Consider the following 25,551-nt stretch of genomic DNA (forward strand, 5'->3'; position numbering starts at 1 on the left):
GACGTCTTTAAAGGAGGTTCATATGTTAGAAATCAAACACATCACGAAGCGTTTCGGCGATTTTACAGCCGTAGATGCTCTGACGATTGAGGTGCCACGCGGGCAAATCTTTGGTTTGCTTGGTGCGAACGGTGCCGGGAAGACGACGACGTTCCGAATGCTGCTCGGTCTACTGCAACCGACTGAAGGATCGATTACCTGGAATGGAGAGCGTATTCCGACTTCAAAAATCGGATACCTTCCGGAAGAACGAGGTCTGTATCCAAAAGTCCGCGTCGATGAACAACTTTTGTTCCTCGCAGAACTCCGTGATATGAAACGGAAGGATGCGAAGCGAGCCTTAACGGAATGGCTCGAGTACTTCCAAATTCCGCAGTATGAAAAAATGCGTGTTGAACAACTCTCAAAAGGAAATCAACAAAAGATTCAGTTGATCTCTGCTGTCCTACATAAACCTGAACTGCTGATTTTAGATGAACCATTCAGCGGACTCGACCCGGTCAACGCTGAACAATTAAAACGTGCTGTCAAAAAGTTAACCGTCGACGGAACGACGATCGTCTTCTCAAGTCACCGAATGGATCATGTCGAAGAACTCTGCGAACACGTCGCGATCCTCGATCACGGAAAACCCGTCGTTGCTGGCTATCTCCCTGACATCAAGGCGGGATACGGAAAAACACGTGTCCTCTTGACGACAGATGCCCCGCCACTACTATGGGATAGCTTGCCAGGTGTTCTACAAGTCGAGTCAGACAACAATGGGCATATCGTCCAAGTCTCTTCAAAAGAAACGGCTGATCAACTTCTCCAACATATCGTCAGTCAAGGACATCATGTCGATCGTTTCGTCTGGGATCAGTTATCCCTGCAGGATATCTTCATCGAGGAGGTCGGAAAACGTTATGAACCGTAAATTCCTGACTTTATATCGCTTCAATCTACTACAGAAACTGCGTGCTAAAAGTTTTTTGATCTCGACGGTCCTGATGGTTCTGTTCCTCGTCGGCTTCGGCAACATCGAACGGATTCTCGACTGGTTTTCAGGTGACGATCCGAAAGTTGCTCTCGTTAGTGAATTGTCGACCGATCTTCGTCCGGCCTTGAAGAAGGCTGGTGTCACTTCAGACATCACAACGAAGGAATATACGGTCGCACAAGCACGAAAGGCAGTCGACCGCGGAACATTCGATGCTGTGGCAATCGTTCAGGATTCGTATGACGTGACACTCGTCAGTGCTAGTCCTGAGTCTGAATTACAGACACAGGTCGCAACGGTCGTCAAACAAGTCCGTGACCAGGCCGTCATCACGGATGCTGAAATCGATCCGAACGTCCTTGCCTCGCTCGCTGAACCTGTTCCTGTCAAACAGGAGTTGACGTCGACGGGTGGGAAAAGTGAGGATGAACTCTTTGCTGCCTCGGCGCTCGTCTATGTCTTGTTGTTCTTGATGTACTTCACGATTGCAATTTACGGTGGGATGATCGTCACGGAAATCGCGAACGAAAAGTCATCACGCGTCATGGAGTTGCTGATTTCAGCAGCGAGTCCGATTCAACATATGCTGGCGAAGATCCTCTCGATCGCGACGGTCAGTCTCGTACAATTATCGATCCTCGTTGGTGTCGGCTACTACAGTGCTCAAAACAGCAGTTTATTCGATCAGTTATCACTTGATTCCTTGAGTGCCCGGACGATCATTTATCTGTTCGTCTTCTTCCTGCTCGGATACTTCCTGTACGCAACGTTACTCGCGGCACTCGGTTCACTCGTCAGCCGGGTCGAGGATGCGCAGCAAGTGACGTTACCGGTCATCTTGTTGATCGTCGCTGCTTTCATGATTTCGATGTTTAGTCTGAATGCACCGACGAACCAAGCCGTCGTCGTCCTGTCATTTGTTCCGTTCTTTACACCGATGGTCATGTTCCTGCGCGTCATGTTGACCGATGTACCGCTATGGCAAGTGTCGATTTCGCTCATCTTAATGCTGATCAGTATCTCGCTTGCCTTATTCGTCGGAACCAAATTCTACCGGGGTGGTGTTCTGTTCTATGGATCGAATCCACTCAAACAGTTGCGCCGGATCTTAAGTGGTCGCCGGTAACAGTTTACAAGACGAATCGTTTCCGCTATCGTTAGGTGAGAAAAAGCCTTTAGGAGGAACTACGTTATGCGGTCTCGTTTTTGGGCAGCGATCCTTTTCACAGCTGCTGCCATGGTCTCGTCACTTGTCATGTTCACGAAATTCCCGCAAGCGAGTGCGACATGGGAACTCGTCCTTGCCTATGGAGGCATGGCGTTCATCTCTAGCCTCTTTTGCTGGTCCTTCGTTGCGGTGCGCCGCCACTCTTCTCGTTTATACGGAAGCTGGGTCGGTGTCTTCATCGCCGGACTGACTGTCTTACTCGTCTGTATCGCGCGATTCGTCTTGCGTGGTGATGTGATGATGATTTTCAAATGGCAAGCGATGCTCGGTAGCTTAACTCTCAATTTCGGCTATGTCGGTTGGGTACTCGTCATTGCAAATGCGATCATTGGTTTCATCATCGGTCGAATCCGTCAAAAGACGCGTCGTCCACGCCCGATGCCACAACGTTAATAAAAAGTCGCTGTCTTCTGAACGTCAATCAGAAGACAGCGACTTTTTTTATTTGCGATGGTAGCGAGAACGACTTTTCCGGTCGCTGTAATCCGCATAATAGGTCGAACTGGATAAAGAAATACCGTCCGTCATGCGGTCGAGGTATTCATCGAGTTGCATCATCGATGGAAGTTTATCCTCGAACAACTCATACGTCTCTTCCGCTTGATCGCGTTGCAATTCCCCTGCTTCCATCACGGCTTCGACGAGCTCATGGAAGATCCGTTGCTCGGTCGCACTCATCGTCTGCTCAATCCGTTTGACGTCCTCGTCATACATTAAATCAAACAGACGCATCCGTTCTTCGAGCTGTTCTTCGACCCACGTCCCGTCTTGTCCGAGTGTCTGTTCATAAGCAAGCTTCATCTCTTCGAGCGGTGTGTTTTGCTGCATGATGAACTTCAATGACTCCCCCGTCCAGATATGCCGTGCCAAATAACTAGCGTCGATGTTCAAGACGTCCGCCAATGCTTCGATGTAGGGTTTGGTTGGATAGACTTCGCTGAGCTCCGTCCGGCGGATGAAGTATGGTGCGACGCCGAGTCGTTCAGCCAACTGTTCGATCGTAATCCCGGCACGCTCCCGTAAAATACGAATCCGGTCACCGTAACCCCGATATGGTGAATGGTCTAGCATACGATTCCCTCCCTTATTCCTATGGTATCATCATACCCTTGAATCCGGTGTCGGATACATCGAACTTTCGGATGAATTCCGGAACAGATGCCGTGGGTAACGCAACCAAATCGGTAGGACACTCAAGAAGTACCCGACCGTGACGATACTGATCCAAAAGACAGCTAAGTTAAGAAAAGATCCCGGCTGTAGTCCGGCTTGTGTGACGACGACTTGGAACAATAAAAAGGCATGAAAGACAGAAATCAGATACGGAATGAGCAGAACAGCGCCATACTTCATTAATAAGTAGCAGCGGATGTTCCTGGAACCGAACCCTAGCGCAAACAACGTCTTCATCCGCTTTTGTTCCTGTTCCGCCGTCATCTGCATCCACACATGCAAAAAACTGGCATTGATGACGAATAACCAGATCGTCAGGAGAACGACGACGAACGTGACGAGTCGCACGATTCGGATCCCGTCAATCTCATCTTCCGTCTCATTGATCAGTTGATAGGGCACCGGTTGCTTCTCATCTAGCTTTGCTGCCGACTGGATGTTGCGGACGATTTTCATCCACTGTTTCCAGTCCTTCGTTCCGTAATCATGGTAGGCTGGCGTATCGAAGACGACGATTTGCCGGACGGGTTGCTTGAGTGTCTGAAAGACGGCATCACTGACGACGAAGATCGTCTCGATTTGATAATTGTAACCAAATATTAAATCGTGAGAAGCAGCGGGAAGTAATTCAAAGTCTTCTTTCTCCATCGCCTGTTTCTCTTTTTTCATCGTCGGTGTATTCTCTTCGAGTTGTACCGGACGTGCTGGTACAAAGAAACTTTGACGTCCCGTCGCTGTCCGCTCCTTAAGATCCAGTTGCCGCATCATCTTGTTGTACGACGAGATCGGTAGGAGGATGCGTGTTCCTTCTGCCTTCACTTGGATATCCTGCTGGTAGCGATCCGGGAATGCCTCGGTCATCGTCTGCTTGATATCCTTCAATCGTTTCGTCGGTTGAGCGGATTCTTCGTAATAGACGAGCCCGAATTGGTTCTGTGATGATAAGTCGAGTCCAATCAATTGAAACAAGAAGACGAGTCCGACTGCTGTTAGCGCACACGATGTTAGAATCGTTCCGAGGGCAATGAGCGTACTATTCGTTCGCAATTGATTGGCGATTTCCGAGACAATCAGTTTCCGCAGCGACAAGCGACGTGGTCGATATAACTTGGTCAACCACGGTAAGACATATCGACAAATAAAGAAGGACCCGATGAAGATGACAAGCGGGAAAAATATATAAAATCCTTCCGTCCGAACAAAGGCTAAGGCATAACCATAGATCAACAGGAGTAACGCTCCGATTTGCGTCAGAATCCAGGCTCGTTTTCGAAATAGCGAACGGGAACGTGTCGGTCGATCGGGACGAAAGCGGTAGATCGCAAGGACCGTTGCCGTCAGCAACACAAGGAAGGCACCACCAATCAACGCAAGAATCGCATAAAAGGATAGTTCGAATTCGATTGCTGGTAAGAACATGACTTTGACAACGGACAGCAACAGCATCTTCGTCAAGACATTACCTAAAATCATTCCCGCAGTGATGGCTAAACCACCAACGATCAAGACTTCAATTAAAAAATACTTTAAGAAGTGTGACAGTCCACTGCCGAGCGTGCGCATCGTCCGTAAATCGTTCTTACGGTGCTCAAGCATCGTATAGGTCGTCGAATAAATGAACAAGACACTAAAGAAAAGGATGATCAGCTCCGCGATGAAGACGAAGAAGATCGTCATCTCGATGACTTGGTTCAATTGACTGAGGATTTTGGCGACGTTTTGGAATGATCCATTCGTCAACAAGTTCCAATAACTTGTCACGATCGTCATCGCGATGATGATTGTCAAGGCATAGCCGTAATACAAGCGCTGATAGCGCCGGATGTTACGTAGGGCGTATTGCAGATAATTGATGCTCATCCCCTCCTAACAACGATAGCGATTCGATGACCCGTTGGAAAAAGACACGGCGTGGTTCATCGCGGAACAACTCCGTTTGAATACTACCGTCTTTTAGGAATAAGACATGATTACAATACGACGCGACTTGCGGATCGTGGGTCACGATGACCATCGTCATGCCCGTCGCGTTTAACTCGGCTAGGACATCCATGACGTGTTTCGTCGCTTGGAAGTCGAGTGCTCCCGTCGGTTCATCCGCAAGCATCAGACGTGGTGTATGGATCAAGGCGCGACCGATCGCTGTCCGTTGCCGTTGTCCACCACTGACCTCATCGACCTGTTTATCAAGCAGATCATCAATTTGTAGACGACGCGCCAACTCTTCCATCTCTTCCCGCGCGAGCTTTGCTTTTTTCCCTGACAGCATCAACGGGACGAGCATGTTCTCACCGAGCGTCAACGAATCGAGTAAATTGAATTCCTGAAAGATGATGCCGAGCGTCTCGCGTCGGAAACGTGTCATCTCTTTTCGTTTGAACGTCGCTGTGTCGACGCCGTCAATCAGAATTGATCCCCAACTTGGTTCGTCGAGAGTCGCAAGCAAGTTAATCAGCGTCGATTTCCCACTACCGGACGGTCCCATGACCGCGACCATCTCACCTTCTTCGACTCGGAAATTCACATCCGTCAACGGTTGTTCCGTCACCTTTCCGGGATAGACCTTCCCTAATTGTTTGACCTCAATCATGTGCGCGACCTCCTACTAATCGAATCCGGCATGTCGTGCCGACCCCTTCCTCACTCTCGAGTTCAATCTCATGCCCAAGCTTCAAGCAAACTTGCTGGACGAAATACAATCCCATTCCGGTCGATTCCCCGTAACGTCGTCCGTTTTCGCCAGTGAAGAACGCATTAAAAACACGTGGGACGTCTCGTTTTGGAATCCCGACGCCGTCGTCTTGAACGGAAAGGACGACTTGCCCCTTTGTCACTTTTGCTGTCAGAGCGACTTCACGACCATGTCCCGTCGTGTACTTGATGGCGTTCGTCACGAGCTGTAGGACGAGGAAACGAAACCACTTCGCATCCGTGTAGACGTACACGTCTTCAGCGATATCAAGTTTCGGAAAAACCTGATTTTTGACGAATAATCGTTTTTCTTGATTGATGATGCTCGTGATGAGCGGCTTCAGTGCCAATCGTTCTGCCTTCAAATCTGTCTCGATTGCTTCTAAACGTGACGAATAGAGCATCTGGTCGAGTCCACTGCGCAATCGATCGACCTCTTGCCGTAAATCGGCCTGATACTGTTCTCCTGGATGTTCGAGGATCAGCTCGATGACGGACAACGGTGTCTTCATCTGGTGAATCCATTGGTCGACATACCGATGGCGTTCCTTTTCCTTTCGTCGTTCAGCAAACAGACTGTTTCGAAATAAGGTCTGTTGTCGCTCTAAAAATTGTTCGACGGCAACGGAAATCGGTTCTTCACTATCACTGCGAATCGGTTCTGCGACCGACTGGACCGGCTGTTGCATCCGTCGTAGTAACGGAAGCATGCTGAAGAAACGATAACTGAGATAAATCAAGAGACCGATACTGTTCAAGAGCACGATATAAAAGAAGGCTGCTGGGCGATAAAGATCATAGAGCCATAAGACGGCATATAAAATGAGCATTTGTCCAGTAAAGAAGATGATGCCTGGTATCGCGTGCCGTAAAAAGAGCTTCATGGTTCAAGGACCAGTTTATAACCGACGCCTCGCACCGTCTCAAGTCCAGCGACACCGATCTCGGCAAGCCGTTTGCGGACACGCGTGATGTTGACGTTCAATGTATTCTCATCGACGAATGCTTCGTCATCCCAAATCCGTTCGAGTAAATCGCCCCGACTGACGATTCGTGGACTTGCCGTCAGCAACATCTCAAGGATCAGTCCCTCTTTTTTTGACAGCTCAATCGACTGTTCCCCGTACTCGACGATATAACGGTCCAAGTACAGCGTGACACCTTCTTTCGTCACGGTCCGCTCATCTGTCTCGTTCGAGAGCGTGCCATAGGCCCGGCGAATCTGACTTTTAATCTTCGCGATGACGACCGCTCCTTGGAACGGCTTGACGATGTAATCATCCGCTCCGTATTCAAGCGCCATGACTTGATCCATCTCCCCGACCCGTGCTGAGATGAACAGGATGGGTGCCCGTGTCTTCATCCGCAATTGTCGACACCAATAGAAACCGTCAAACTTCGGTAAATTGACATCCAATAGAATGACGTCCGGATTCGTCTCTTCAAAGACCGCGACGACATCCCCTCTCCCATCTTCAACGACGACTCTAAAATCATAGCGTTCAAGTAATTCTCTCAATAATGTAGCAATCTTCATGTCATCTTCGACTAATAAAATCGTATGCATCGTTCCTATCAACTCCTTCTCCCTTTATCATAACGAACTCAAAAAGGACTGGAAACGATTATTCCGTTTCCAGTTCGGTGTACCCCTTTTTAGTTCATCACGTGACGATGCGGCGATACGCACGGACCGTAACGATATAGTAGATCAGATAGACGATCGTATAACAAACAATCGCAAGTAATGTCGGACGAACGATGTTGTAGTTCAACAGTTTCTGCAAGACTTGCATCGCAACTAAACTATGAACGAGTCCGAGCACGTACGGTAAGGAGAAGACGAATCCGACAAGGCGACGGATGATGCCCGTCTGTTCTTTCTCATCGACACCGATTTTCTGGATGATGGCAAACCGTTGTTTCGATTCTTCTGCTTCCGCGAGCATCTTGAAGTAGATGATTGAACCCGTCGCAAGCAAGAAGACGAGACCGAGGAAGCCGGCAGCAAACGCGAGTAAGCCGGTCGTTGCCGTCGTCATCGCATAGACAGGATAGTACGCCGCCATCTCCGTATCCGCTTGTTTTCCATATAGTTGTGTCAACTGTTTCATCAATCCATCGTCATGACGTTCATCCGAGAACTGATAATTCGTCAGCGTGAAGCCTTTTTCCGGCATCTTCGCGAACGCATCATCGTTTACGACGAAGGCGAGCCGCTGTTTCTCATAAAGTTGAGCGATTGGTAGATTCGTCGCAGCGGTGATGCGAAAGGACTCATGAACGTCCTTAATTTCAACACCGACCGGCGATTTGACTTTCATCTTCAACAAATCGTTTCCTTTGAATGTCTCAAGGACGATCGCTTCGCCTTGTTTTGGTTCTTTGATGACCGTTTTCCCGTTCGCTTTCGCGAGCTTGACGTAGTCCGAATAGTTGACGTAGCTGAATTGTCCCGGCTGGTCTTCATACGCATACGTCGCGTAGTAGCGTGTGAACGTCAGCGGGTTCGGCAGATCGGTCATCTCATGGTCAACGTTCTTGACGTTGACCATCGTCCGGCTGTCGATTTTCTGGTCGGACTTGGCAATTAGCTGTTCCGCTTCTGCTTGTTTACTCGCAATCGATAGACTGTACGGAACTTGCTCCTCAACAGTCTGATCGATGAAATAATAGATCGATGTCGCTGTACCGACCGTCGTCAATGTCACGGCAGTGATGACCGTGATCGTCGACAGCATGACGGCATTCGATTTGATTCGTGACAACAATTGCCCGTGCAGAATCAAATTCGTTCCTTTGAAGTGCCGCGCTTGATTACTTAAGACGCGCAATAAGAAGATCGTAAAGTAACTCATCGTTCCGAACGTCCCAAGAATGACGCAGAGCATCAAGAGCGGGGCAACGATTGTAAAGTGATCCATCAACGGTTGTCCGGTCAAATAGTAACCGACACCGATCAAGATGACGGAAAGGACAGCTAAGATCGGATGCACTTTCGGAAGCGATTCCGCTTGTTGTTCTGCCTTGAACAGTTCAATTAATGTAAAACGATAAATCGTCCGAGCAGAACGTAAAGCAATGATCAAGAAAATCAACAGGAAGACACCAATCGTCTGCATGACGGAAGTTCCGCTGATCGTAAAGGTCGCATCGACTTGCATCGCCATGACGGAAGCAAGGAGCTGCACGAAGTATTTCGAAGCGACGGTACCAATCGCAATTCCGAGAATTAGACCAATTACTCCGTACCCCATCGTCTCAAGGAAGATCAGGCGGGCGATCTGCCCTCGCTCTAGACCGAGCAACGCGTAGAGCCCGATTTCCTTCTTACGACGACGTAAGAAGAAGTCACTTGAATACCAGATGAAGATGGCAGAAAAAAGCGCTAGAATGACACTTGCTCCCGTAAAGACCGTTCCCAGTTTTCCGTACAATTCGTTCGCCTGAAGCATCGCTTCATTCGATCGAATCGCGAGAAACGTATAGTAAATCAGAATCGCAAACGTGACGGCACCGAGGTACATCACGTTTTGACGGATGTTCTTCAAATTTTGAAACGCCAGTTTAGACAAGCTCACGGACGGCACCTCCGAGTTCGCGTTGGACTTCCATGATCTGCTCGAAGAATTCCTTCTGCGAACCGAAGCGATGGACTTCCTTAAACAGCTCTCCATCCTTGACGAACAGAATCCGTTCCGCATAAGACGCTGTCATCGGGTCATGCGTTACCATTAAAATCGTCGCGCCTTCGTCGTTGAGCGCTTGCATCGCTTCGAGCAATCCTGTTGCCGACTTCGAGTCAAGCGCACCGGTCGGCTCGTCGGCTAAAATGAGCGACGGATCATGAATGATGGCGCGAGCGGCAGCCGTCCGTTGTTTTTGTCCACCTGATAGTTCGACGGGACGTTTATCGAGTAAGTCGTGGATACCAAGTTGACGCGCCACACGATCGACACGTTCTAAGATCATCTTTTTATCGACGTTCGCGAGTGATAGCGGTAAGGCGATATTTTCTCGAACCGTCATCGTATCGAGGAGATTGAAGTCCTGGAAGATAAAGCCGAGTTGCTCCCGACGGAAACGGGCTAATTGTTTTTCCTTCATCGCTGTCACGTCTGATCCGTTGATTAAAATCGAGCCGTCCGTCGGCTGATCGATCGTCGACAGCAGATTGAGTAATGTCGATTTCCCGGCACCGGATGGACCCATGATACTGACAAATTCTCCTTCGTGAACACGGAGCGTCGTCGGACGCAGTGCTTCGTGGCGCGCTGTTTTCGTTTGATACGTTTTTGAAATCTGTTCTGCTTGTAAGATTGCTTTCATCTGTAATGCCTCCTGTGTTTGATTCGTTACACTCAGTCTAGTCCTTCCATACTTTTCTCAAAATGGACTTTGCTTTCACTTCTCTTACAAAACGGTAAGACACGGGATGAGACGACAAAAAAGCCCCCATCCGCAAGGAATGGAGGCGTATCGTATCTTATTTGTGTGTTGCTTTGAAGAGCTCTGTGTCGCCTGCGACAACAGAAGTTCCTTCAGCTGGTACAGCTGAAAGCGTGAATTGATCGTGGTTCGTCACGATGATCGGTGTGATCGTCGATGGTGCGTTCGCACGGATGTAGTCAAGGTCGAACTCGACGAGGACGTCTCCTGCTTTGACTTTGTCACCTGACTGGACGTGAGCCGTGAAGCCTTCACCTTTAAGGTTAACTGTATCAAGACCAACGTGGATCAACAGTTCAAGACCATCTTCACCTTTTAGACCGATTGCGTGTTTTGTTGGGAAGATCGTTTCAACCGTTGCGTTGATCGGCGAGACGACTTTACCTTCAGTTGGTTCGATCGCGACACCGTCGCCCATCATTTTTTGAGAGAAAACTTGATCGGGTACGTTCTCGATGTTGACGATTTTACCTGTAAGTGCAGAAGCGATTTTCGCGTTTCCTGCGTCGTTACCACCAAACAATTTTTTTAAGAATCCCATGATACTATCCCTCTACTTTCTCGATCGTTTTTCTTCCGAATGGAAGTTTCGATTTTTTATAGGAGTAAGCTGTCAGACAGCTCGCTCACGTTCTCACAAAAAGCATACGTTTGTCCCTCTGGTTTTGCAAGTATTTTTGTGTGATAATAGTTAGAAATCATAAGGAGGCGCTTACATGTTACCATTTTCAGAAATTACATATGTCCGTCCTGACCTTGCCTTGCTTGAAACATCAATGAATCAAGCGATCGCTCGACTGACGGAAGCCACACAGGTAGATGAAGCAAACGCAGCCATCACTGAGATTAATACCCTCAGAAATCAATTTGAAACGGCAAGCCAGCTCGTCGAGATCCGTCACACGATCGATACGCGCGATACGTTCTATGAGACGGAACAAGGATTCTTTGATGAAGCGAGTGCGATTTATCAAGGATATGTCTCAAGCTATTATCAAGCGTTGACGACGCATCCACTCCGCAGTGAACTCGAACAGACGCACGGCAAACAGTTATTACTGATTGCGGAAGCGAGCCTGAAGACGTTCTCGGAAGAGATCATTCCGAAACTCCAAGAAGAGAATCGTCTCTCGAGTGAATATACGAAACTGATGTCTTCTGCTCAAATCGAGTTCGATGGCAAGACGCTTAACTTATCGCAGTTCGGTCCATATCTTCAATCACCTGATCGTGATGTCCGTAAAGCAGCTTCTGAAGCACGCTATGGCTACTTAAACGAGCATGGTGAAGCAATCGATACGATCTACGACAAACTCGTTCGCATCCGGACAGACATCGCGAAGACACTTGGTTTCCCATCGTTCGTCGAGCTCGGATACGCACGTATGCTCCGCGTCGATTATAACCAATCGATGGTCGAACAGTACCGCGAACAAATCCGTGAGACGATCGTTCCGCTCGCGACACAACTTAAAGAACGCCAGCAACGACGCATCGGTGTCGATCACTTGTACTACTACGATGAAGGATTTGCCTTCAAGTCTGGTAACGCGACACCTAAAGGCGAAGAGTCGTTCATCATTGAAGGTGGCAAAAAGATGTACGCAGAGATGTCACCGGAGACGAACGAGTTCTTCAACTACATGCTCGACCGGGAAGCACTCGATTTAACAGCGAAGCCTGGGAAAGCCGGCGGTGGGTATTGTACCTACATCGCAGACGAAAAACTCCCATTCATCTTCTCGAACTTCAATGGAACAGCAGGCGACATCGATGTCCTGACGCACGAAGTCGGTCATGCGTTCCAGGTTTATGAGAGCCGTCACCTGACAGCTCCAGAGAGTGCTTTCCCAACGTATGAAGCGTGTGAGATTCACTCGATGTCGATGGAATTCTTCGCTTATCCGTGGATGGAAGAGTTCTTCGGTGAAGAGACAGCGAAATACAAGTTCAATCACCTCGCAGGAAGCGTCACATTCCTTCCGTACGGCGTTGCGATTGACGAGTTCCAACACGTCATCTACAACCAACCTGAACTGACACCAGCAGAACGTCGTCAGACATGGCGAACGATCGAGAAGAAATACCTGCCGCATCGTGATTACGAAGCGAACGATTATCTCGATTCAGGTGCATGGTGGCATCAACAAGGACACGTCTTCGGTAGTCCGTTCTACTATATCGATTACACGCTCGCTCAAGTCTGTGCCTTCCAGTTCTATGCTTGGATGGAACAAGACCGGGAAGCGGCTTGGAAGTCGTATCTCGATCTCTGTCGTGCCGGCGGATCGGAAAGCTTCCTCATGCTCGTCGAACGTGCTGGATTGAAGTCTCCGTTCGCACCAGGTACGGTCGAGGCAGCGGTCGCACCGGTCAAAGCCTATCTTGAACAAGCAGACGACCTCGTGCTCGATCGCGTTTAATTCTTTGCGTGCAAGGTCGTACTGACTAAAAGTCAGAACATCTCGAGCAACATCAATAAAAGAAGAGGCGTTTTCCAGAATATCATCTGGAAAACGCCTCTTCTTTTTTGCTACATGATTATAGAACGTATATGTTCATCCTTGACTCCTACAGGAAAAGAAAGCATGACTTCCGCTTTCGTCAGGGTTAGGTAAGACCTGGCACACCGCATGGAGTGCGTGGTGCCGCGGCTTACCCCCCGCCTGTGGAAAGCAAGGATGACAAAACGTTCGTAAAACGACCACAGGGCTCATTTCATTCAGATAGAAGCTTTTCATGGTACCTCCCGTACCAGACCCGAAACTCGTCAGCTGGAATCGGTCTTGAATAATAGAATCCTTGCGCATACTCACAGTCAAGCACTCGTAAATGATCCGCTTGTTCAAGTTCCTCGATTCCTTCAGCGACGACGTCATACTTCAACGTATGAGCAAGCTTGATGATCGTCTCGATGAGCGGTGCGTTCGAACACGCATCCGGACCACTGATGAACGAACGATCAATTTTCAGTCGCTGGATCGGTAATCGACTTAAGTACGACAAGGAAGAATACCCCGTACCAAAGTCATCGATCGCAAGACGATATCCCATCTGGTGCAACGTCTGTAAGGCGTCAAATACGCGTGTGTCTGAAAAGACACCAAACGATTCCGTGATTTCAAGTTCCATCCGTTGTTCAATCCCCGGATGAATCTCTCGAACATCGGTCAGGTAATCGACGATCCGACCAGAGACGAGCTCTTTGACGGATAAGTTCGCCGAGACACGCAGTACCCCGAGTTCCGTGTCCTTCCACTCCTCGACTTGCCGGACCGTTTCGGCAACGACCCACATCCCGATTTCTTCAATCAACATCGATCGTTCGGCAATCGGAATGAAAATTGCTGGACTGATCATCCCACGTTCAGGATGGAACCAGCGCAGGAGAGCTTCACAGCCATCGACTTGACCTGTCGCAAGATTGATTTGTGGTTGATAGAACAGTTGAAGCTCGTTCTTTTCAATCGCTTCTCGTAATTCACCTTCGAGGACGACCGATTCAAGATACTCGGCACTCATCCAGGACTCGAACCAGACTGGTCCACCCTCTGTCTGTTGTTTCGCATGCTGCATCGCGATATCAACCGAGGACAACAAGGAAGTAACGGCTACTGCATCATCGGGATAGCGGACCATACTCATACTGATGCTGACATTGACGTATTCTCCGTTGATCTCATAGACATGTTCGATGACTTGCTTTAATTTTTGGTAATCGACGATATCCTGTTGTGCGACTAATACGGCGAATTCATCTCCACCGATTCGCGCCGCTTGTCCTGTTCCGATGAAATGATGCTTGAGGCGATTCGCGAGATCTTTTAGAATCTGATCCCCTGCACCATGTCCATAGATGTCATTGATCCGCCGGAATTGCCGGACGCTGATGGTGACGAGCTCTCCCGGTTGAGGTGCTTTTAACGCGTCTGCCATCTTTTGCTCGAAACCATTCCGGTTCAACAAACCCGTCAACATATCGAAGAGTGCGAGTTGTGTAATCCGTTCTTCCCGCCGGAACTGATCCGTTTCATCATGACAAGATAAGTAGAGCGCAACACCTGTATCGTCCTCTTTATTGGTAACGTGGATGATGTTGACGAACATATTCAAAATTTCTTCATTGAAGAGCATCTTACAGCGAATCGTTTGACTATGTCCTTCAAGCGATCGTCTCAATGCTCGCCGCATCCGATTCAAATCAGCCGGATGGATCAATTCTTCAATCGTCCATCCTGCCGTTGCCTCCGTCAATTGTCGAAAGCGTTCGTTTCCGTTTAATATCGTATAGTCGGATGATAAGGCAAGGATCGGGTCGGTATTCTGCGAAAAGAGTGACTCGATTTCTGCTTTCTTTTGTTTGATTTCTTTTGTCTTCGCATCGCTATGGTCTAATAAACCAGCAATGATAGCTGTCATCGTTCGAAACGCTTGAACGACGGGTTGAAAATCATTTCGCTCCGGTACGTCATAACCAGATTGCCGACGGTCTTCAGCAAAGGTATTCGCTTCTCCCTTCAATAAAGAAAGATCTTGGCGGAACGCACGTAATAACGATAAGGTCAACATCAGTAATCCAAGAATCAAGATGCTGGTTGCGCCAAAGAGGAGCCAGGCATTACGAATGATTTGATTTCCCCGATCCTGCATTTCTTGTGCGACTTGGTTGAGTTCTTGATCATACAGACGATACATGCTGGATTCATACTGTTCAGCTTGGTTTGCTAACGCAGCATACGTCCAGCTTTCTGGAGCGCGCAATAGGTCATCGAGCGTTTGTGTATAAGCATCCATCTGTTCCCGCATGATTGCGATATCCTGACGTCCTGAATCGTTGTGAAGCGGAATCACATCATACAGGGATTTAATGAGCGATTCCTGTCGCAATGGCAAATCAATCCGCATCTGTTGAATCCGTAACCGATCAATTGAGCTAGGTTCTTCTTTTTGTCGAGCATCCTTCAAGATTTCAGCGGACTTTCCAAGCTGTTCTTCCATCAGAATCAGATTGGAGAACACATTATAATAAGACCCCGTCTCTTTACTCAATACGAGCTGATTAAAGATGATTTCACTTTTGAAGTTCGTCATCGTCGTGAAAAAGCGATGATTCGATTCGTATCCTTGTCGTTGTAGTTTCTTAATCTCTGTTAGGACTTCTTCGCGTGTCGACTCGGTCGCTTTCATATTCGGAAGTCGATCCGTTAGTTGTTCTAGTGCTTGGTCGGCCCGCTTTGAAGCTTGCGTCAAATCGGCGTCGTCATTCAAAGATGAAAAATAATAGCGCGTCACTTCTTGTTCGGCATGATTAAAAGGTGTCACTTCAGCAATTGTTTTGCCCGATGCCTTGAAGCGATACCCTTCATCCAATGTTTTCGTCAAATGCTGACACGCGACGATCAATGCTAACAGACCGATGATCGCAATCATCCATGAGAACGTTTTATAGTAGGAGCGTCTTCGAAAAGCTTCTACGATGAAGACTGGTGATAAACGTCGCAACACATCGTCCTCCCTAAATTGTCATTATGCTTCTATATCGTCGCCTCCTCCCATTTCCTGAAGTCGTTTTGGGTCAATAAAAAGCACTTCTTTCCACATTTCTGTGAAAATCAGTGCTTTTTTTACTAGTTTTATTTTTTTTTAATAACTGACGTTCTCCCGCGCTACTTTTTTAGCAAAATAATCGATAATATCACGTCGACGGATGATCCCGATAAAATGTCTACCATCATCAATGACGGGCACGAAATTTTGATCCGTGATGACTTCAATCATCTCTTCCATTTGTGCTGTAATCGAAACTGGTTTATAACGGACACGTTGTTTAATATCAGTTAATCGTGTCTGCAAGACGTGGTCGTAATCGGCATGCTCGAGATTTGCTTCGAGCGCCCACAAGATATCACCTTCTGTCAGCGTTCCTGCGTATTTCCCTTTATTGTCAACGAGTGGGACCGACGTAAAACGATGATGTTTCATCTTTTCTAGTGCTTGTCTGACCGTTGACTCAGGATCTAAATATTTCACCTCATCTTTAGGTAATAAGAAAAAAGCAATATTCATTTCTGTTCCTCCCTAGCCACTCTGTGACACCCTTTTCATTTTATCATGAACCGCGCGTTGATTCATTTCTCAAATGATGAAAATCTCTACATAATTCCTTCATATTTAGTCATGCTATATGCCGCTATTCCAAGTAGAGAAAAGAACTGATCGTTGAACGACACGATTCAGATTCAAAAGACTCCTCAGTTCCTTCCGATCGACTTGATAGTGAAGCCTTTTTCGGAAGGCTTCGTTTTTTCTTGGTTCGTTCTCGACTATCCGCGAAAGAGGACATACACTAGAAGCAATCCACTTTATTTCGAAAGGAGTCGTGTCATGAATCGCTTGTCGACATCCGACTTGACGCAAATCGCAGAGCACCTTTACGGAATGACCGGTTTTTTCGTCACGTACCGAGATCGTAATGGTACTCCGCTTGCTCTACGTCCAGAAGCTCCACCTCATCCGGGAACCTTGCCGATTGAGAATGAATGGCCCGTCCTTAAAAAGACTCCTTTACTCTATACCCTGAAAGACGGTACAGCCTACCTCTTTTTGGACGTTCCAAAACAAGGTATGTATCGAATCGGTCCTGTTCTATTACAATCTGCTCTCTTTCGGGCGCATATCCAAGATGAAGCCTATCACCAGTTTTATAAGGTCTTGCCGCGTACGACGGAGAACCGATTGATTGACTGTGCTCACCTGATGTATCGCTTGTTGCACGGGGAACCATTGCCGAAGCGAGAAATCGAACAACTATCTGATATTCAGGAAGCTGAAATCCCACTCGTTGCGGATGCACCGTCCCATACAGGGGTGACCGCATACCGAAAAGCATGGCAACGGGAGCAGCAAATCATCGACTGGATCGCGACGGGTCAAAGCGAGCGACTCGCAACAACCTACTCTTTACCTGCATACGGTGAGTTCGGCACACTCGCACGGCATCAACCGTTACGCGCAGAAAAGAATCTGTTGCTCGGAACCGTCCTATTGAGCGCACGCGCTGCGATTCGCGGTGGACTAGAACCGGACGAAGCGTTCTCCCTAAGCGACCGGATGATTGAGACGATCGAAGCCGCGACGAGCATTGCCGAACTCCGGAATCGTCATGTCCGGATTACAGTTTCGTTCGCAGAAGCCGTCAAGGAACTCCAAGCGCTGCGGCACTCGCCTCATGTACTCGCTGCGATTCGCTATATTCAACAACACCTGTATGAACCGTTGTCCGTCTCATCAATCAGCCAAGCCATTCATGTCTCGTCCAATTACTTGTCCGTTCTGTTTAAGGATGAGACCGGTCTGCCACTCGCCCGGTATGTCATCCGGGAACGCATTCGGGAAGCGAAGCGTCTCCTACGCTCGTCCGACGACTCGTTGCTGACGATCTCAAATAAGTTGCACTTCTCAAGCCAAAGTCATTTCAGTCAAGCCTTCAAACAGACGACTGGCGAGACACCGACACATTACCGGCAACGAAGTGAATTTTAAGAGAGTCGTGCCTTTTTTTCGTTTTGTGATATCCTATTCAACAGGAACTATTTTCGTGAATCCGTTTTTGACGGATTCTTTCATCAAAAAGGAGAATCAACATGAACTCAATTAGTGTCATCATTCCTGTCTATCAAACTGAATCACAAACGAAGGCAGCCATTCAATCCGTTCTCGACCAGAAGGTGTCGATCCCGGTGGAAATCGTCGTCGTCTTTGACGGACCAAGCACATACATCGATGAGCTCCGTTCTCTCTATCCGACATGTACGGTCGTGGAACAGGCGCATCAAGGAACTTACGCAGCACGTCGACGTGGTCTTGAAGTCGCAACAGGTGACTACGTTACCTTCCTCGATAGTGATGATATCCTCGCACCACGTGCACTCTATACGTATATCAAAGCCTATGAGAAATCACGCGGTGAAGTCATCATCGGTAAGGTCTCACCTGTCTACAACAAGAAAAAATGGCTCATGCCGATCGATGATGATCGTTATTTCTTCTATACTCGTACGAAGTTCAATTCGCGTCATTTGACGACGATTCACGGCTGGATGATTAAAAAGGACTTGCTCAATGATCTACCTGTTCTTGAGACACGATGGTTCGCCGATACGATCATCGCCCATACCATCATTTCGAAACTGACGAACCTGACATCGGTCAGTTATGTCGTCTATGGTCGAAACTCACGTAGTACGCCACTTGAAGGACAATCGCTCTACCAAGCGCGTGATATCACGACATTATCCGATATCTCACGGATCTACGGTATGTTATCTGCCCATACGAAGGATAACGACGTTCAAAAATTCTTAAATACGTGGTACAAACGTTTCATCTCAAAACGTGGTCGAGCATTGCTTGAGCGCAGTACATCAAAAAGCCAGCAGACCGACGTCTTCCGTCATGTCGCTTACGATTTGAGACGGGCGAAGACACAAAGTAAGTATTTGCAGGCATGGTCGACGGGTTCGTATATCATGTTCCGTTCATATATCACTGCTGTTAAGACTAAACAGACATTACGGACGGCACGGCGTAAAAAAATCAAGAACGGTCTCATGCTCTATCGTCTGTTCCAAAAGATGCCGGTCAAAGAGAACCTTGTCTTATTCGAGAGTTTCCTTGGACGAAGCTACTCCGATAATCCGAAGGCTCTTTATCTGAAATTAAAAGAACAACGCCCTGAACTTGAGCTCGTCTGGATTTTCGCGAATGAGCCTTCAGATGACGTCAAGGAAGCTTGCCCAAACTGGGTGCTCAAAAACAGCTTCGCGTATTACCAAGCGATGGCACGTGCGAAGTACTGGATCTTCAATACACGTCAACCGCTCAGCTTAACGAAACGCGAAGAAACGATCTACCTTCAAACGTGGCACGGCACACCATTAAAACGACTAGGTCTCGACATGGAAGAAGTCCACATGGCAGGAACGAACGCGACACGCTACAAACGGAACTTCTACAATCAAGCACAGGAATGGAACTACTTGATTTCTCCGAATGCCTATTCGAGCGAAATCTTCAAGAGTGCGTTCGGGTTCCAAAATACGATGCTTGAGACAGGTTATCCGCGAAACGATCTCTTGTATGCGGACGATCAAGCTGGTCTCATCAGCGAAATCAAAGCACGTCTTGATATCCCAGCTGACAAGAAAGTCGTCTTGTACGCACCGACATGGCGGGATGACGAGTTCATCGCGCGCGGAAAATACCGCTTCGATCTCCAACTTGACTTGAATGAGATGCAGGCCCGACTCGGTGACGATTATGTCGTCTTGCTCCGGATGCATTACTTGATTGCGCAAAATATGGACATCAGTGGACACGAAGGCTTCGCCTACGACGTCTCTTCGTATGGCGATATCGCAGAGTTGTATTTGATCAGTGACGTCTTGATCACTGACTACTCGTCTGTCTTCTTCGATTACGCCCACTTACAACGTCCAATGATCTTCTTTACGTACGACCTGGAGAAATATGCGTCGACGTTACGTGGATTCTATTTCGATTTCGAAGAAGTCGTTCCAGGACCACTATTGAAAGAGACGGACCAAGTCATCGATTATATCGAACAAATCGATACGAAATCCGTCGCTTACCAAGAAAAATACGATCGCTTCCTCGAGCGATTCTGTAGTTTGGATGACGGTACGGCAAGTGAACGTGTTCTTGCTGAGTTGTTCCCGAATGCAAGCTCAGCAGATGCTGAAGATGCTGAATAAGGAGACACAATGAAAAAGGAGAAAGATGCGCTTTTGCGCTCTTTCTCCTTTTTCGTATCATCGTCTACGATACGGTGCAATCCGCTCTTCAAATTCAGGGTGAACGAAACTAGGGCGTAACGATAAGACGACCTCACCGAGGAGATGTTCTACCACGTCGTCCCATCGTTCGACGATCTCAGAAGAGGTCTTCGCAGATACATCCCCCTCTTCGAGTAATGCTGTCTCATCCGTCGTTCTCATGAAGACCCACGTATCATCAGATCGTTTGCGCCCCATCAGGGTGATACGTCCACCTTCCATCCGGTACAGAAGGATTCGCTCCCATTGATGCTTCCGACTCGGTACCATGACTTCACGATGTCGCGCGATGATTTGCTCTTTGATCGTTTCCCGGCTAGCAACGAGATTCGGACACAGATGATAAAAATCATCTATTCGTGGATGCTTGATACCAAAGTGCGGAATACCCGACGCTTCAAGACGCTTCAACCATTCTTCTTTCGCTTGTCGCAGATGTGTCCAGCAAACAAGATGACTTCGGACGCCCCATCCCGTGATCAAGAAAGGATGTCGACGCAATTCTTCGACTGACGCAAACAACGTCTGCTTTTCAAAAGAGGTTTCCTGACAGAGTTCTTCGAAACGATTGATCGATGTGACATCATTGCCATGTTGCATCGGGAATAGATTGTATAGATGAAAGCGTCCCGATAAGGCTTGTCCTTCGTAGATACCTTCTACGATCCAGATGATTTGTCGCATCGTCTCATCCAATCGACCAATTTGACCCGTCGCTTGTCCTGCCGTATCAAGTTGCTGACGTAATGTAGGATCCACCGTCGCAGAACCTGGATTCAACATCAGGCACGCACCGAGAGACGTCTCACTCTCACCCCACTGGATATATGTATGATAGCGATACAATACGTCTTGCTCTAGCCGGAATGTCGCATACACTTGAACATCGTTAGTCGTCATCATGAACCCTCCTATACTTTTATATACAACTTGATTATTTTACCATATAGAGGTTCTTATTTACTTTCATTTATACATCAGGTCAATCAAAAAATGAAGCTGACCCACAAGTCATTCTCTACAAAGATAAGGGTGGCAGAATGATGATCTGCCACCCTTATCTCGTAATAAAAAGAATGACGCGTCACACGCCACTCCTACAGGAAAAGCGCATTTATGCGCTGTCAGAGACGAACAAGACCCACTTTCCTGCTCAAACGAAGCAGGAAAACTGGCTTGTGTCTCGCCTGAGGAAAGGGCGTGAAAAGACGCGTCATTCTTTTTTAAGTCAGTCATATGAACGTTTTAGTTACGGACGAACAAGGCAACGCTCTCGACGTGTGTCGTATGTGGGAACATATCGACCGGCGTCACTTCGACGAGTGTATAACCGAGCTCTGTCAACAACTTCGCGTCACGCGCTTGAGTCGACGCGTTACATGAGACGTAGACGATCCGCTTCGGTGCAACATCCGCAGCAGCACGCAAGAATTCTTCGTCACAGCCTTTACGTGGTGGGTCGACGACGATGACGTCCGGTTGAATACCGGCTTTAACGAGATCCGGCATGACCTTCTCAGCTGCACCGTACTCGAATGTCACGTTCTTGATCCCGTTCGCTTGTGCGTTCCGGCGTGCATCATCGATTGCTTGCGGTACGATTTCGATACCGTAGACGTGCTTCGCTTGTTTAGCGAGTGACAAGGAAATCGAACCGATACCACAGTAAGCATCGACGACTGTCTCATCGCCTGTCAACTGAGCGTACTCGAGCGCTTTCGCGTAGAGTTTCTCTGTTTGCAACGGGTTGACTTGGAAGAACGAATGCGGTGAGATCTCATACGTCAATCCAGCGATTTGATCGCGGATGACGGACGGTCCGTACAAGACGACGTTCTTTTTCCCAAGGATGACGTTCGTATCATCCGGGTTGATGTTGTGCTGGATCGATGTAACGTTTGGTAACGCCTTTAAGATCCCTTCAACGATTTTATCAATCCCACGTAATTGTTTGACCTTCGTGACGAGCACGACCATCAACTCGTTCGTGTGATACCCATGACGTGCCATGATATGACGAATGACACCTGCTTTTTTCTTCTCGTCGTACGCTGGTACTTTTAAATCAGCAAGGACTTTACGAACCGCTTGGACGGCTTCGTCGTTTTCTTTGTTTTGAATTAAGCAGTAGTCCATATCGATGATCCGGTGACTCCGTTTTTGGTAGAAGCCAGCCATCAATTTGTTTGATTGGAATGCGACCGGAACTTGTGCTTTGTTACGGTAACCCCATGGATCTTCCATCCCGATCGTCTCGTGGACCGGAATTTCAAGACCTGCTAGGCGCGCGAAAGCGTCACGGACACGGTTGTGCTTGAACTTGAGTTCTGCATCGTATGATAAGTGTTGCAATTGGCAACCGCCACACTGGTTGTAAACCGGACAAGGCGGCTCGACACGATCGACACTCTTCGTCTTTTGACGGATGATACGACCGAATCCGTAAGACTTCGTCGTTTTCGTGATTTTGATCTTGACCTGCTCCGTCGGCAATGCGCCCGGGATGAAGACCGTATATCCATCGATGCGCGCGACCCCTGATCCTTCATGCGTCAGGTCGACGATCTCGACGACGTGTTCATCGTTCTTTTGTACTGGAATCATGAATATCCTCCTTAAAAACCTCGCTTCACGCGAGGTTCGTTTCTGCTTCTTGTAGTTGTGTATTGATTTGTTCCATCTCTTCGATCCGGAACTTTGGTGTCATGACTTCGAAATGAGAGCGAAGATTCGTCATCTCGCCTTCGCAAATGCCGCCAAACTCACCATCGATGTTCAAGCTCATCTCTGATGTATTCTTCATGCGGACGAATGAGGTCGTGACATGCTCGATGCAAGGGTCCGAGAAATGATCCCCTTTTAAGGCAAGACGCATGACACGAATCAGTTCGACGAGGTTACATTTCTTGAGAATGAAGAGATCGAACCGACCGTCATTGAGTGACGCGTTCGGTGACAATTTCTCGAATCCGCCGACAGAGTTCGTATTGGATGTCAAGAACAGCATGACTTCTCCTTTGAATATACCCTTTTCATGCTCCAGTTCGACATATGTCGGTCGGATTTGCGGAAGTTTCTCCATCCCTTTGACGTAGTACGCGAGCTGTCCGAGTGCCGTCTTCAGCTTCGAAGGCACTTCGTACGACAGTTCTGTCATGATGCCACCACCAGCGATATTGATGAAGTAATGGACGCCTGCCGATCCTTCGATCTTACCGATATCGACCGGCATCGTATGTCCTGTGCAAATGACATCCATCGCTCCTTCGATCGTCAATGGAATACGCATCGCCCGACCAAAGTCATTCGTCGTTCCAACAGGTAGTACACCAAGCTTCGGACGTTTGTTGTAGGCAGCCATTCCGCTGATCACTTCGTTCAACGTACCATCGCCGCCTGCTGCGACGACGAGATCAAAGTCTGCTTCGCATGCTCGTGCTGCTTCATACGTCGCATCGCCGACCGCTTTCGTCGAGTAGACAGATGTCTCATAACCCGCTGCTTCGAGTCGGTCGAGGATATACGGTAAATTTCGTTTAACCATCTCTTTCCCGGAAGTCGGGTTATAAATCACGCGCGCTCTAGGTCTCATAAGATTTTCTCCTTTTTGACTCAACCGTTCATTTGATACATAACTGTTTTATTTTACATGAACTCTCGAGACATTACAAAGCCAAAAAAGACAGCGTCCGTTTCCTCGCAGAAGTAAAGGAGGAACGAACGCTGTTTGATCAGGTACTTATTTTAATTTTTCAAGCTCTTCATAGAAGAGTTGATCAAGGAGGGCAGGGTTCGCCATTCCTTTTGTTTTCTTCATGATTTGACCGATGACGAAGCCTTTCTTCCGGTCACGTCCACCGAGTAATTCCTCGACGACGGCTGGATTCGCTTCGAACATCTCGACGATGAGACCACGTAGCAATCCTTCGTCTGAAATTTGTGCAAGACCGTTTGCTTCGACGTATGCACGTGGCTCGACACCTTCTTCGATGACGGCTGTGAAGACTTGTTTGGCGATTTTCGAAGAAATCGTACCGCTTGCGATCAAGTCGATCATCTCTGCCAGACGAGCTGGTGTCATCTTGACTGTTTCGAACGTTTCCGTCGATTTATTCAAGTGACCTTGGATCTCACCGATCGTCCAGTTGGCTGCTGCTTTTGGCTCTGCGCCTGCTGCCAGTGTCGCTTCGAAGTACTCTGCCATCTCACGTGTAACCGTCAATTGCTTCGCATCATACGCCGAAAGACCGAGTTCTTCTTGGTAACGAACGCGACGTGCATCTGGAAGTTCCGGGATACCGGCACGAATCGCTTCTTTCCAATCGTGATCAAGTACGAGCTTGACGAGGTCAGGCTCTGGGAAGTAACGGTAATCCGACGCCCCTTCTTTGACACGCATGAGGACGGTTTGTTTTTTCGTCTCATCGAAGCGAAGTGTTTCTTGACGCATCACACCACCTGCAAGCAACAACTTACGGTGACGATCTTCTTCGAACTCAAGACCTTTTAAGACGTTTCCGAATGAGTTCAAGTTTTTAAGTTCTGTTTTTGTACCGAACTTCTCTTGTCCGTATGGGCGAACGGAGATGTTACAGTCACAACGAAGTGATCCTTCTTCCATCTTGACGTCCGAGACGCCTGCATATTGCAAGACTTCCTTGAGACGTTCGAGGTAGGCGACTGCATCTTTCGGTGAACGCATGTCCGCTTCACTGACAATCTCGATGAGCGGCGCACCTGTCCGGTTGAAGTCGACGACTGAGTGATTAGCACCCGTATGGTTCATCTTACCAGCATCTTCTTCCAGATGGACACGTTCGATTCGGAAGCGTTTCGTTTCGCCATCGACTTCCGCATCAATGTAGCCATCGAAGCCAATCGGTTGATCGAACTGTGAAATTTGATACGCTTTTGGCGTATCTGGGTAGAAATAGTTCTTCCGGTCGAATTTCGTTTGATCGGCAACTTGGCAGTTAAGTGCCATTGCTGCACGAACAGCGAGTTCAACGGCTTTTTCGTTGATTTTCGGCAAGACGCCCGGATGTCCAAGACAAATCGGACACGTTTTCGTGTTCGTCTCCGCGCCGTATTCCCGAGCACAACCACAGAACATCTTCGTGTTCGTGCTCAGTTCGGCGTGGACCTCGATCCCGATGATTGTTTCAAAGTTCATGATA

The 25,551-nt window shown here is 48.1% G+C and carries 20 protein-coding genes; 6 read left to right on the top strand and 14 right to left on the bottom strand.

Going from position 1 to position 25,551, the window contains the following annotated elements; all coding sequences use genetic code 11:
* The first annotated feature begins 22 nt into the window (after positions 1–22).
* The 3 genes from KNQ11_RS09960 (at position 23) to KNQ11_RS09970 (ending at position 2,600) form a co-directional block, all read left to right on the top strand.
* The gene (locus KNQ11_RS09960; RefSeq protein ID WP_047393127.1) at positions 23–916 is read left to right on the top strand and encodes an ABC transporter ATP-binding protein; all 894 of its coding nucleotides are present in this window, start codon (positions 23–25) and stop codon (positions 914–916) included.
* The gene (locus tag KNQ11_RS09965) at positions 906–2,105 is read left to right on the top strand and encodes an ABC transporter permease (protein ID WP_023469317.1); all 1,200 of its coding nucleotides are present in this window, start codon (positions 906–908) and stop codon (positions 2,103–2,105) included. Before KNQ11_RS09960 ends, KNQ11_RS09965 begins: the two co-directional genes overlap by 11 nt.
* 66 nt (positions 2,106–2,171) lie before the next feature.
* Positions 2,172–2,600 (top strand): hypothetical protein, encoded by a 429-nt coding sequence (locus KNQ11_RS09970; RefSeq protein ID WP_149427807.1) that lies wholly within the window; start codon positions 2,172–2,174, stop codon positions 2,598–2,600.
* 48 nt (positions 2,601–2,648) lie between these two features.
* On the opposite strand, the gene KNQ11_RS09975 is transcribed toward KNQ11_RS09970, so the two are convergent.
* The 8 genes from KNQ11_RS09975 to KNQ11_RS10010 form a co-directional block, all read right to left on the bottom strand.
* Positions 2,649–3,278, bottom strand: a complete 630-nt coding sequence (locus KNQ11_RS09975; protein ID WP_035410187.1) for a helix-turn-helix domain-containing protein — start codon at positions 3,276–3,278, stop codon at positions 2,649–2,651.
* A gap of 30 nt (positions 3,279–3,308) precedes the next feature.
* Positions 3,309–5,240 (bottom strand): ABC transporter permease, encoded by a 1,932-nt coding sequence (locus KNQ11_RS09980; RefSeq protein ID WP_214771408.1) that lies wholly within the window; start codon positions 5,238–5,240, stop codon positions 3,309–3,311.
* Positions 5,206–5,970: an ABC transporter ATP-binding protein gene (locus tag KNQ11_RS09985; RefSeq protein ID WP_064299373.1), complete on the bottom strand. Its 765-nt coding sequence runs from the start codon at positions 5,968–5,970 to the stop codon at positions 5,206–5,208. Before KNQ11_RS09985 ends, KNQ11_RS09980 begins: the two co-directional genes overlap by 35 nt.
* Positions 5,963–6,955: a sensor histidine kinase gene (locus KNQ11_RS09990; protein WP_214771411.1), complete on the bottom strand. Its 993-nt coding sequence runs from the start codon at positions 6,953–6,955 to the stop codon at positions 5,963–5,965. The genes KNQ11_RS09985 and KNQ11_RS09990 overlap by 8 nt, the downstream gene beginning before the upstream one ends.
* On the bottom strand, positions 6,952–7,638 hold the full coding sequence (locus tag KNQ11_RS09995) for a response regulator transcription factor (protein ID WP_214771414.1): 687 nt from the start codon (positions 7,636–7,638) through the stop codon (positions 6,952–6,954). Before KNQ11_RS09995 ends, KNQ11_RS09990 begins: the two co-directional genes overlap by 4 nt.
* A gap of 97 nt (positions 7,639–7,735) precedes the next feature.
* On the bottom strand, positions 7,736–9,652 hold the full coding sequence (locus KNQ11_RS10000; protein WP_214771417.1) for an ABC transporter permease: 1,917 nt from the start codon (positions 9,650–9,652) through the stop codon (positions 7,736–7,738).
* The gene (locus tag KNQ11_RS10005) at positions 9,639–10,400 is read right to left on the bottom strand and encodes an ABC transporter ATP-binding protein (protein WP_214771420.1); all 762 of its coding nucleotides are present in this window, start codon (positions 10,398–10,400) and stop codon (positions 9,639–9,641) included. Before KNQ11_RS10005 ends, KNQ11_RS10000 begins: the two co-directional genes overlap by 14 nt.
* A 157-nt stretch (positions 10,401–10,557) precedes the next feature.
* The gene (locus KNQ11_RS10010) at positions 10,558–11,061 is read right to left on the bottom strand and encodes a PTS sugar transporter subunit IIA (protein ID WP_035396161.1); all 504 of its coding nucleotides are present in this window, start codon (positions 11,059–11,061) and stop codon (positions 10,558–10,560) included.
* Between the two features lie 175 nt (positions 11,062–11,236).
* On the opposite strand from KNQ11_RS10010, the gene KNQ11_RS10015 reads away from it, so the two are divergent.
* Complete coding sequence (locus tag KNQ11_RS10015) at positions 11,237–12,943, top strand: M3 family oligoendopeptidase (protein WP_214771423.1); 1,707 nt, start codon at positions 11,237–11,239, stop codon at positions 12,941–12,943.
* 295 nt (positions 12,944–13,238) lie between these two features.
* Here the strand turns inward: KNQ11_RS10015 and KNQ11_RS10020 are convergent, their stop codons facing one another.
* Together KNQ11_RS10020 and KNQ11_RS10025 are read right to left on the bottom strand one after the other, a co-directional pair.
* Positions 13,239–16,025: a putative bifunctional diguanylate cyclase/phosphodiesterase gene (locus KNQ11_RS10020; protein ID WP_214771427.1), complete on the bottom strand. Its 2,787-nt coding sequence runs from the start codon at positions 16,023–16,025 to the stop codon at positions 13,239–13,241.
* 138 nt (positions 16,026–16,163) lie between these two features.
* Positions 16,164–16,586 carry a CBS domain-containing protein gene (locus KNQ11_RS10025; RefSeq protein ID WP_029342568.1) on the bottom strand — a complete coding sequence of 141 codons (423 nt, stop codon included), beginning with the start codon at positions 16,584–16,586 and terminating at the stop codon, positions 16,164–16,166.
* A 318-nt stretch (positions 16,587–16,904) separates the two neighbouring features.
* On the opposite strand from KNQ11_RS10025, the gene KNQ11_RS10030 reads away from it, so the two are divergent.
* The gene (locus KNQ11_RS10030; protein WP_214771430.1) at positions 16,905–18,062 is read left to right on the top strand and encodes a helix-turn-helix domain-containing protein; all 1,158 of its coding nucleotides are present in this window, start codon (positions 16,905–16,907) and stop codon (positions 18,060–18,062) included.
* 101 nt (positions 18,063–18,163) lie between these two features.
* Positions 18,164–20,293, top strand: a complete 2,130-nt coding sequence (locus KNQ11_RS10035; protein ID WP_214771433.1) for a bifunctional glycosyltransferase/CDP-glycerol:glycerophosphate glycerophosphotransferase — start codon at positions 18,164–18,166, stop codon at positions 20,291–20,293.
* 57 nt (positions 20,294–20,350) lie between these two features.
* Here the strand turns inward: KNQ11_RS10035 and KNQ11_RS10040 are convergent, their stop codons facing one another.
* From KNQ11_RS10040 to gatB, 4 genes are all read right to left on the bottom strand, one after another.
* Entirely contained in the window at positions 20,351–21,277 is a 927-nt protein-coding gene (locus KNQ11_RS10040) for a hypothetical protein (protein WP_214771436.1), read from the bottom strand.
* Between the two features lie 342 nt (positions 21,278–21,619).
* Positions 21,620–22,978: a 23S rRNA (uracil(1939)-C(5))-methyltransferase RlmD gene (rlmD, locus tag KNQ11_RS10045; RefSeq protein ID WP_214771438.1), complete on the bottom strand. Its 1,359-nt coding sequence runs from the start codon at positions 22,976–22,978 to the stop codon at positions 21,620–21,622.
* Positions 22,979–23,003: 25 nt separating this feature from the next.
* Positions 23,004–23,966: a diacylglycerol kinase gene (locus KNQ11_RS10050; protein WP_023469333.1), complete on the bottom strand. Its 963-nt coding sequence runs from the start codon at positions 23,964–23,966 to the stop codon at positions 23,004–23,006.
* Positions 23,967–24,113: 147 nt separating this feature from the next.
* Positions 24,114–25,547: an Asp-tRNA(Asn)/Glu-tRNA(Gln) amidotransferase subunit GatB gene (gatB, locus tag KNQ11_RS10055; RefSeq protein WP_035396151.1), complete on the bottom strand. Its 1,434-nt coding sequence runs from the start codon at positions 25,545–25,547 to the stop codon at positions 24,114–24,116.
* Positions 25,548–25,551 lie beyond the last annotated feature (4 nt).

It is taken from the genome of Exiguobacterium sp. s39, assembly GCF_018618925.1.
GTDB lineage: Bacteria > Bacillota > Bacilli > Exiguobacteriales > Exiguobacteriaceae > Exiguobacterium_A > Exiguobacterium_A abrahamii.

What these genes read in the sequence shown, in the direction of transcription:
- KNQ11_RS09960 (WP_047393127.1), top strand. Translation starts at nt 23, where the DNA reads ATGTTAGAAATCAAACACATCACGAAGCGTTTCGGCGATTTTACAGCC.
- KNQ11_RS09965 (WP_023469317.1), top strand. Translation starts at nt 906, where the DNA reads ATGAACCGTAAATTCCTGACTTTATATCGCTTCAATCTACTACAGAAA.
- KNQ11_RS09970 (WP_149427807.1), top strand. Translation starts at nt 2,172, where the DNA reads ATGCGGTCTCGTTTTTGGGCAGCGATCCTTTTCACAGCTGCTGCCATG.
- KNQ11_RS09975 (WP_035410187.1), bottom strand. Translation starts at nt 3,278, where the DNA reads ATGCTAGACCATTCACCATATCGGGGTTACGGTGACCGGATTCGTATT.
- KNQ11_RS09980 (WP_214771408.1), bottom strand. Translation starts at nt 5,240, where the DNA reads ATGAGCATCAATTATCTGCAATACGCCCTACGTAACATCCGGCGCTAT.
- KNQ11_RS09985 (WP_064299373.1), bottom strand. Translation starts at nt 5,970, where the DNA reads ATGATTGAGGTCAAACAATTAGGGAAGGTCTATCCCGGAAAGGTGACG.
- KNQ11_RS09990 (WP_214771411.1), bottom strand. Translation starts at nt 6,955, where the DNA reads ATGAAGCTCTTTTTACGGCACGCGATACCAGGCATCATCTTCTTTACT.
- KNQ11_RS09995 (WP_214771414.1), bottom strand. Translation starts at nt 7,638, where the DNA reads ATGCATACGATTTTATTAGTCGAAGATGACATGAAGATTGCTACATTA.
- KNQ11_RS10005 (WP_214771420.1), bottom strand. Translation starts at nt 10,400, where the DNA reads ATGAAAGCAATCTTACAAGCAGAACAGATTTCAAAAACGTATCAAACG.
- KNQ11_RS10010 (WP_035396161.1), bottom strand. Translation starts at nt 11,061, where the DNA reads ATGGGATTCTTAAAAAAATTGTTTGGTGGTAACGACGCAGGAAACGCG.
- KNQ11_RS10015 (WP_214771423.1), top strand. Translation starts at nt 11,237, where the DNA reads ATGTTACCATTTTCAGAAATTACATATGTCCGTCCTGACCTTGCCTTG.
- KNQ11_RS10025 (WP_029342568.1), bottom strand. Translation starts at nt 16,586, where the DNA reads ATGAATATTGCTTTTTTCTTATTACCTAAAGATGAGGTGAAATATTTA.
- KNQ11_RS10030 (WP_214771430.1), top strand. Translation starts at nt 16,905, where the DNA reads ATGAATCGCTTGTCGACATCCGACTTGACGCAAATCGCAGAGCACCTT.
- KNQ11_RS10035 (WP_214771433.1), top strand. Translation starts at nt 18,164, where the DNA reads ATGAACTCAATTAGTGTCATCATTCCTGTCTATCAAACTGAATCACAA.
- KNQ11_RS10040 (WP_214771436.1), bottom strand. Translation starts at nt 21,277, where the DNA reads ATGATGACGACTAACGATGTTCAAGTGTATGCGACATTCCGGCTAGAG.
- rlmD (WP_214771438.1), bottom strand. Translation starts at nt 22,978, where the DNA reads ATGATTCCAGTACAAAAGAACGATGAACACGTCGTCGAGATCGTCGAC.
- KNQ11_RS10050 (WP_023469333.1), bottom strand. Translation starts at nt 23,966, where the DNA reads ATGAGACCTAGAGCGCGCGTGATTTATAACCCGACTTCCGGGAAAGAG.
- gatB (WP_035396151.1), bottom strand. Translation starts at nt 25,547, where the DNA reads ATGAACTTTGAAACAATCATCGGGATCGAGGTCCACGCCGAACTGAGC.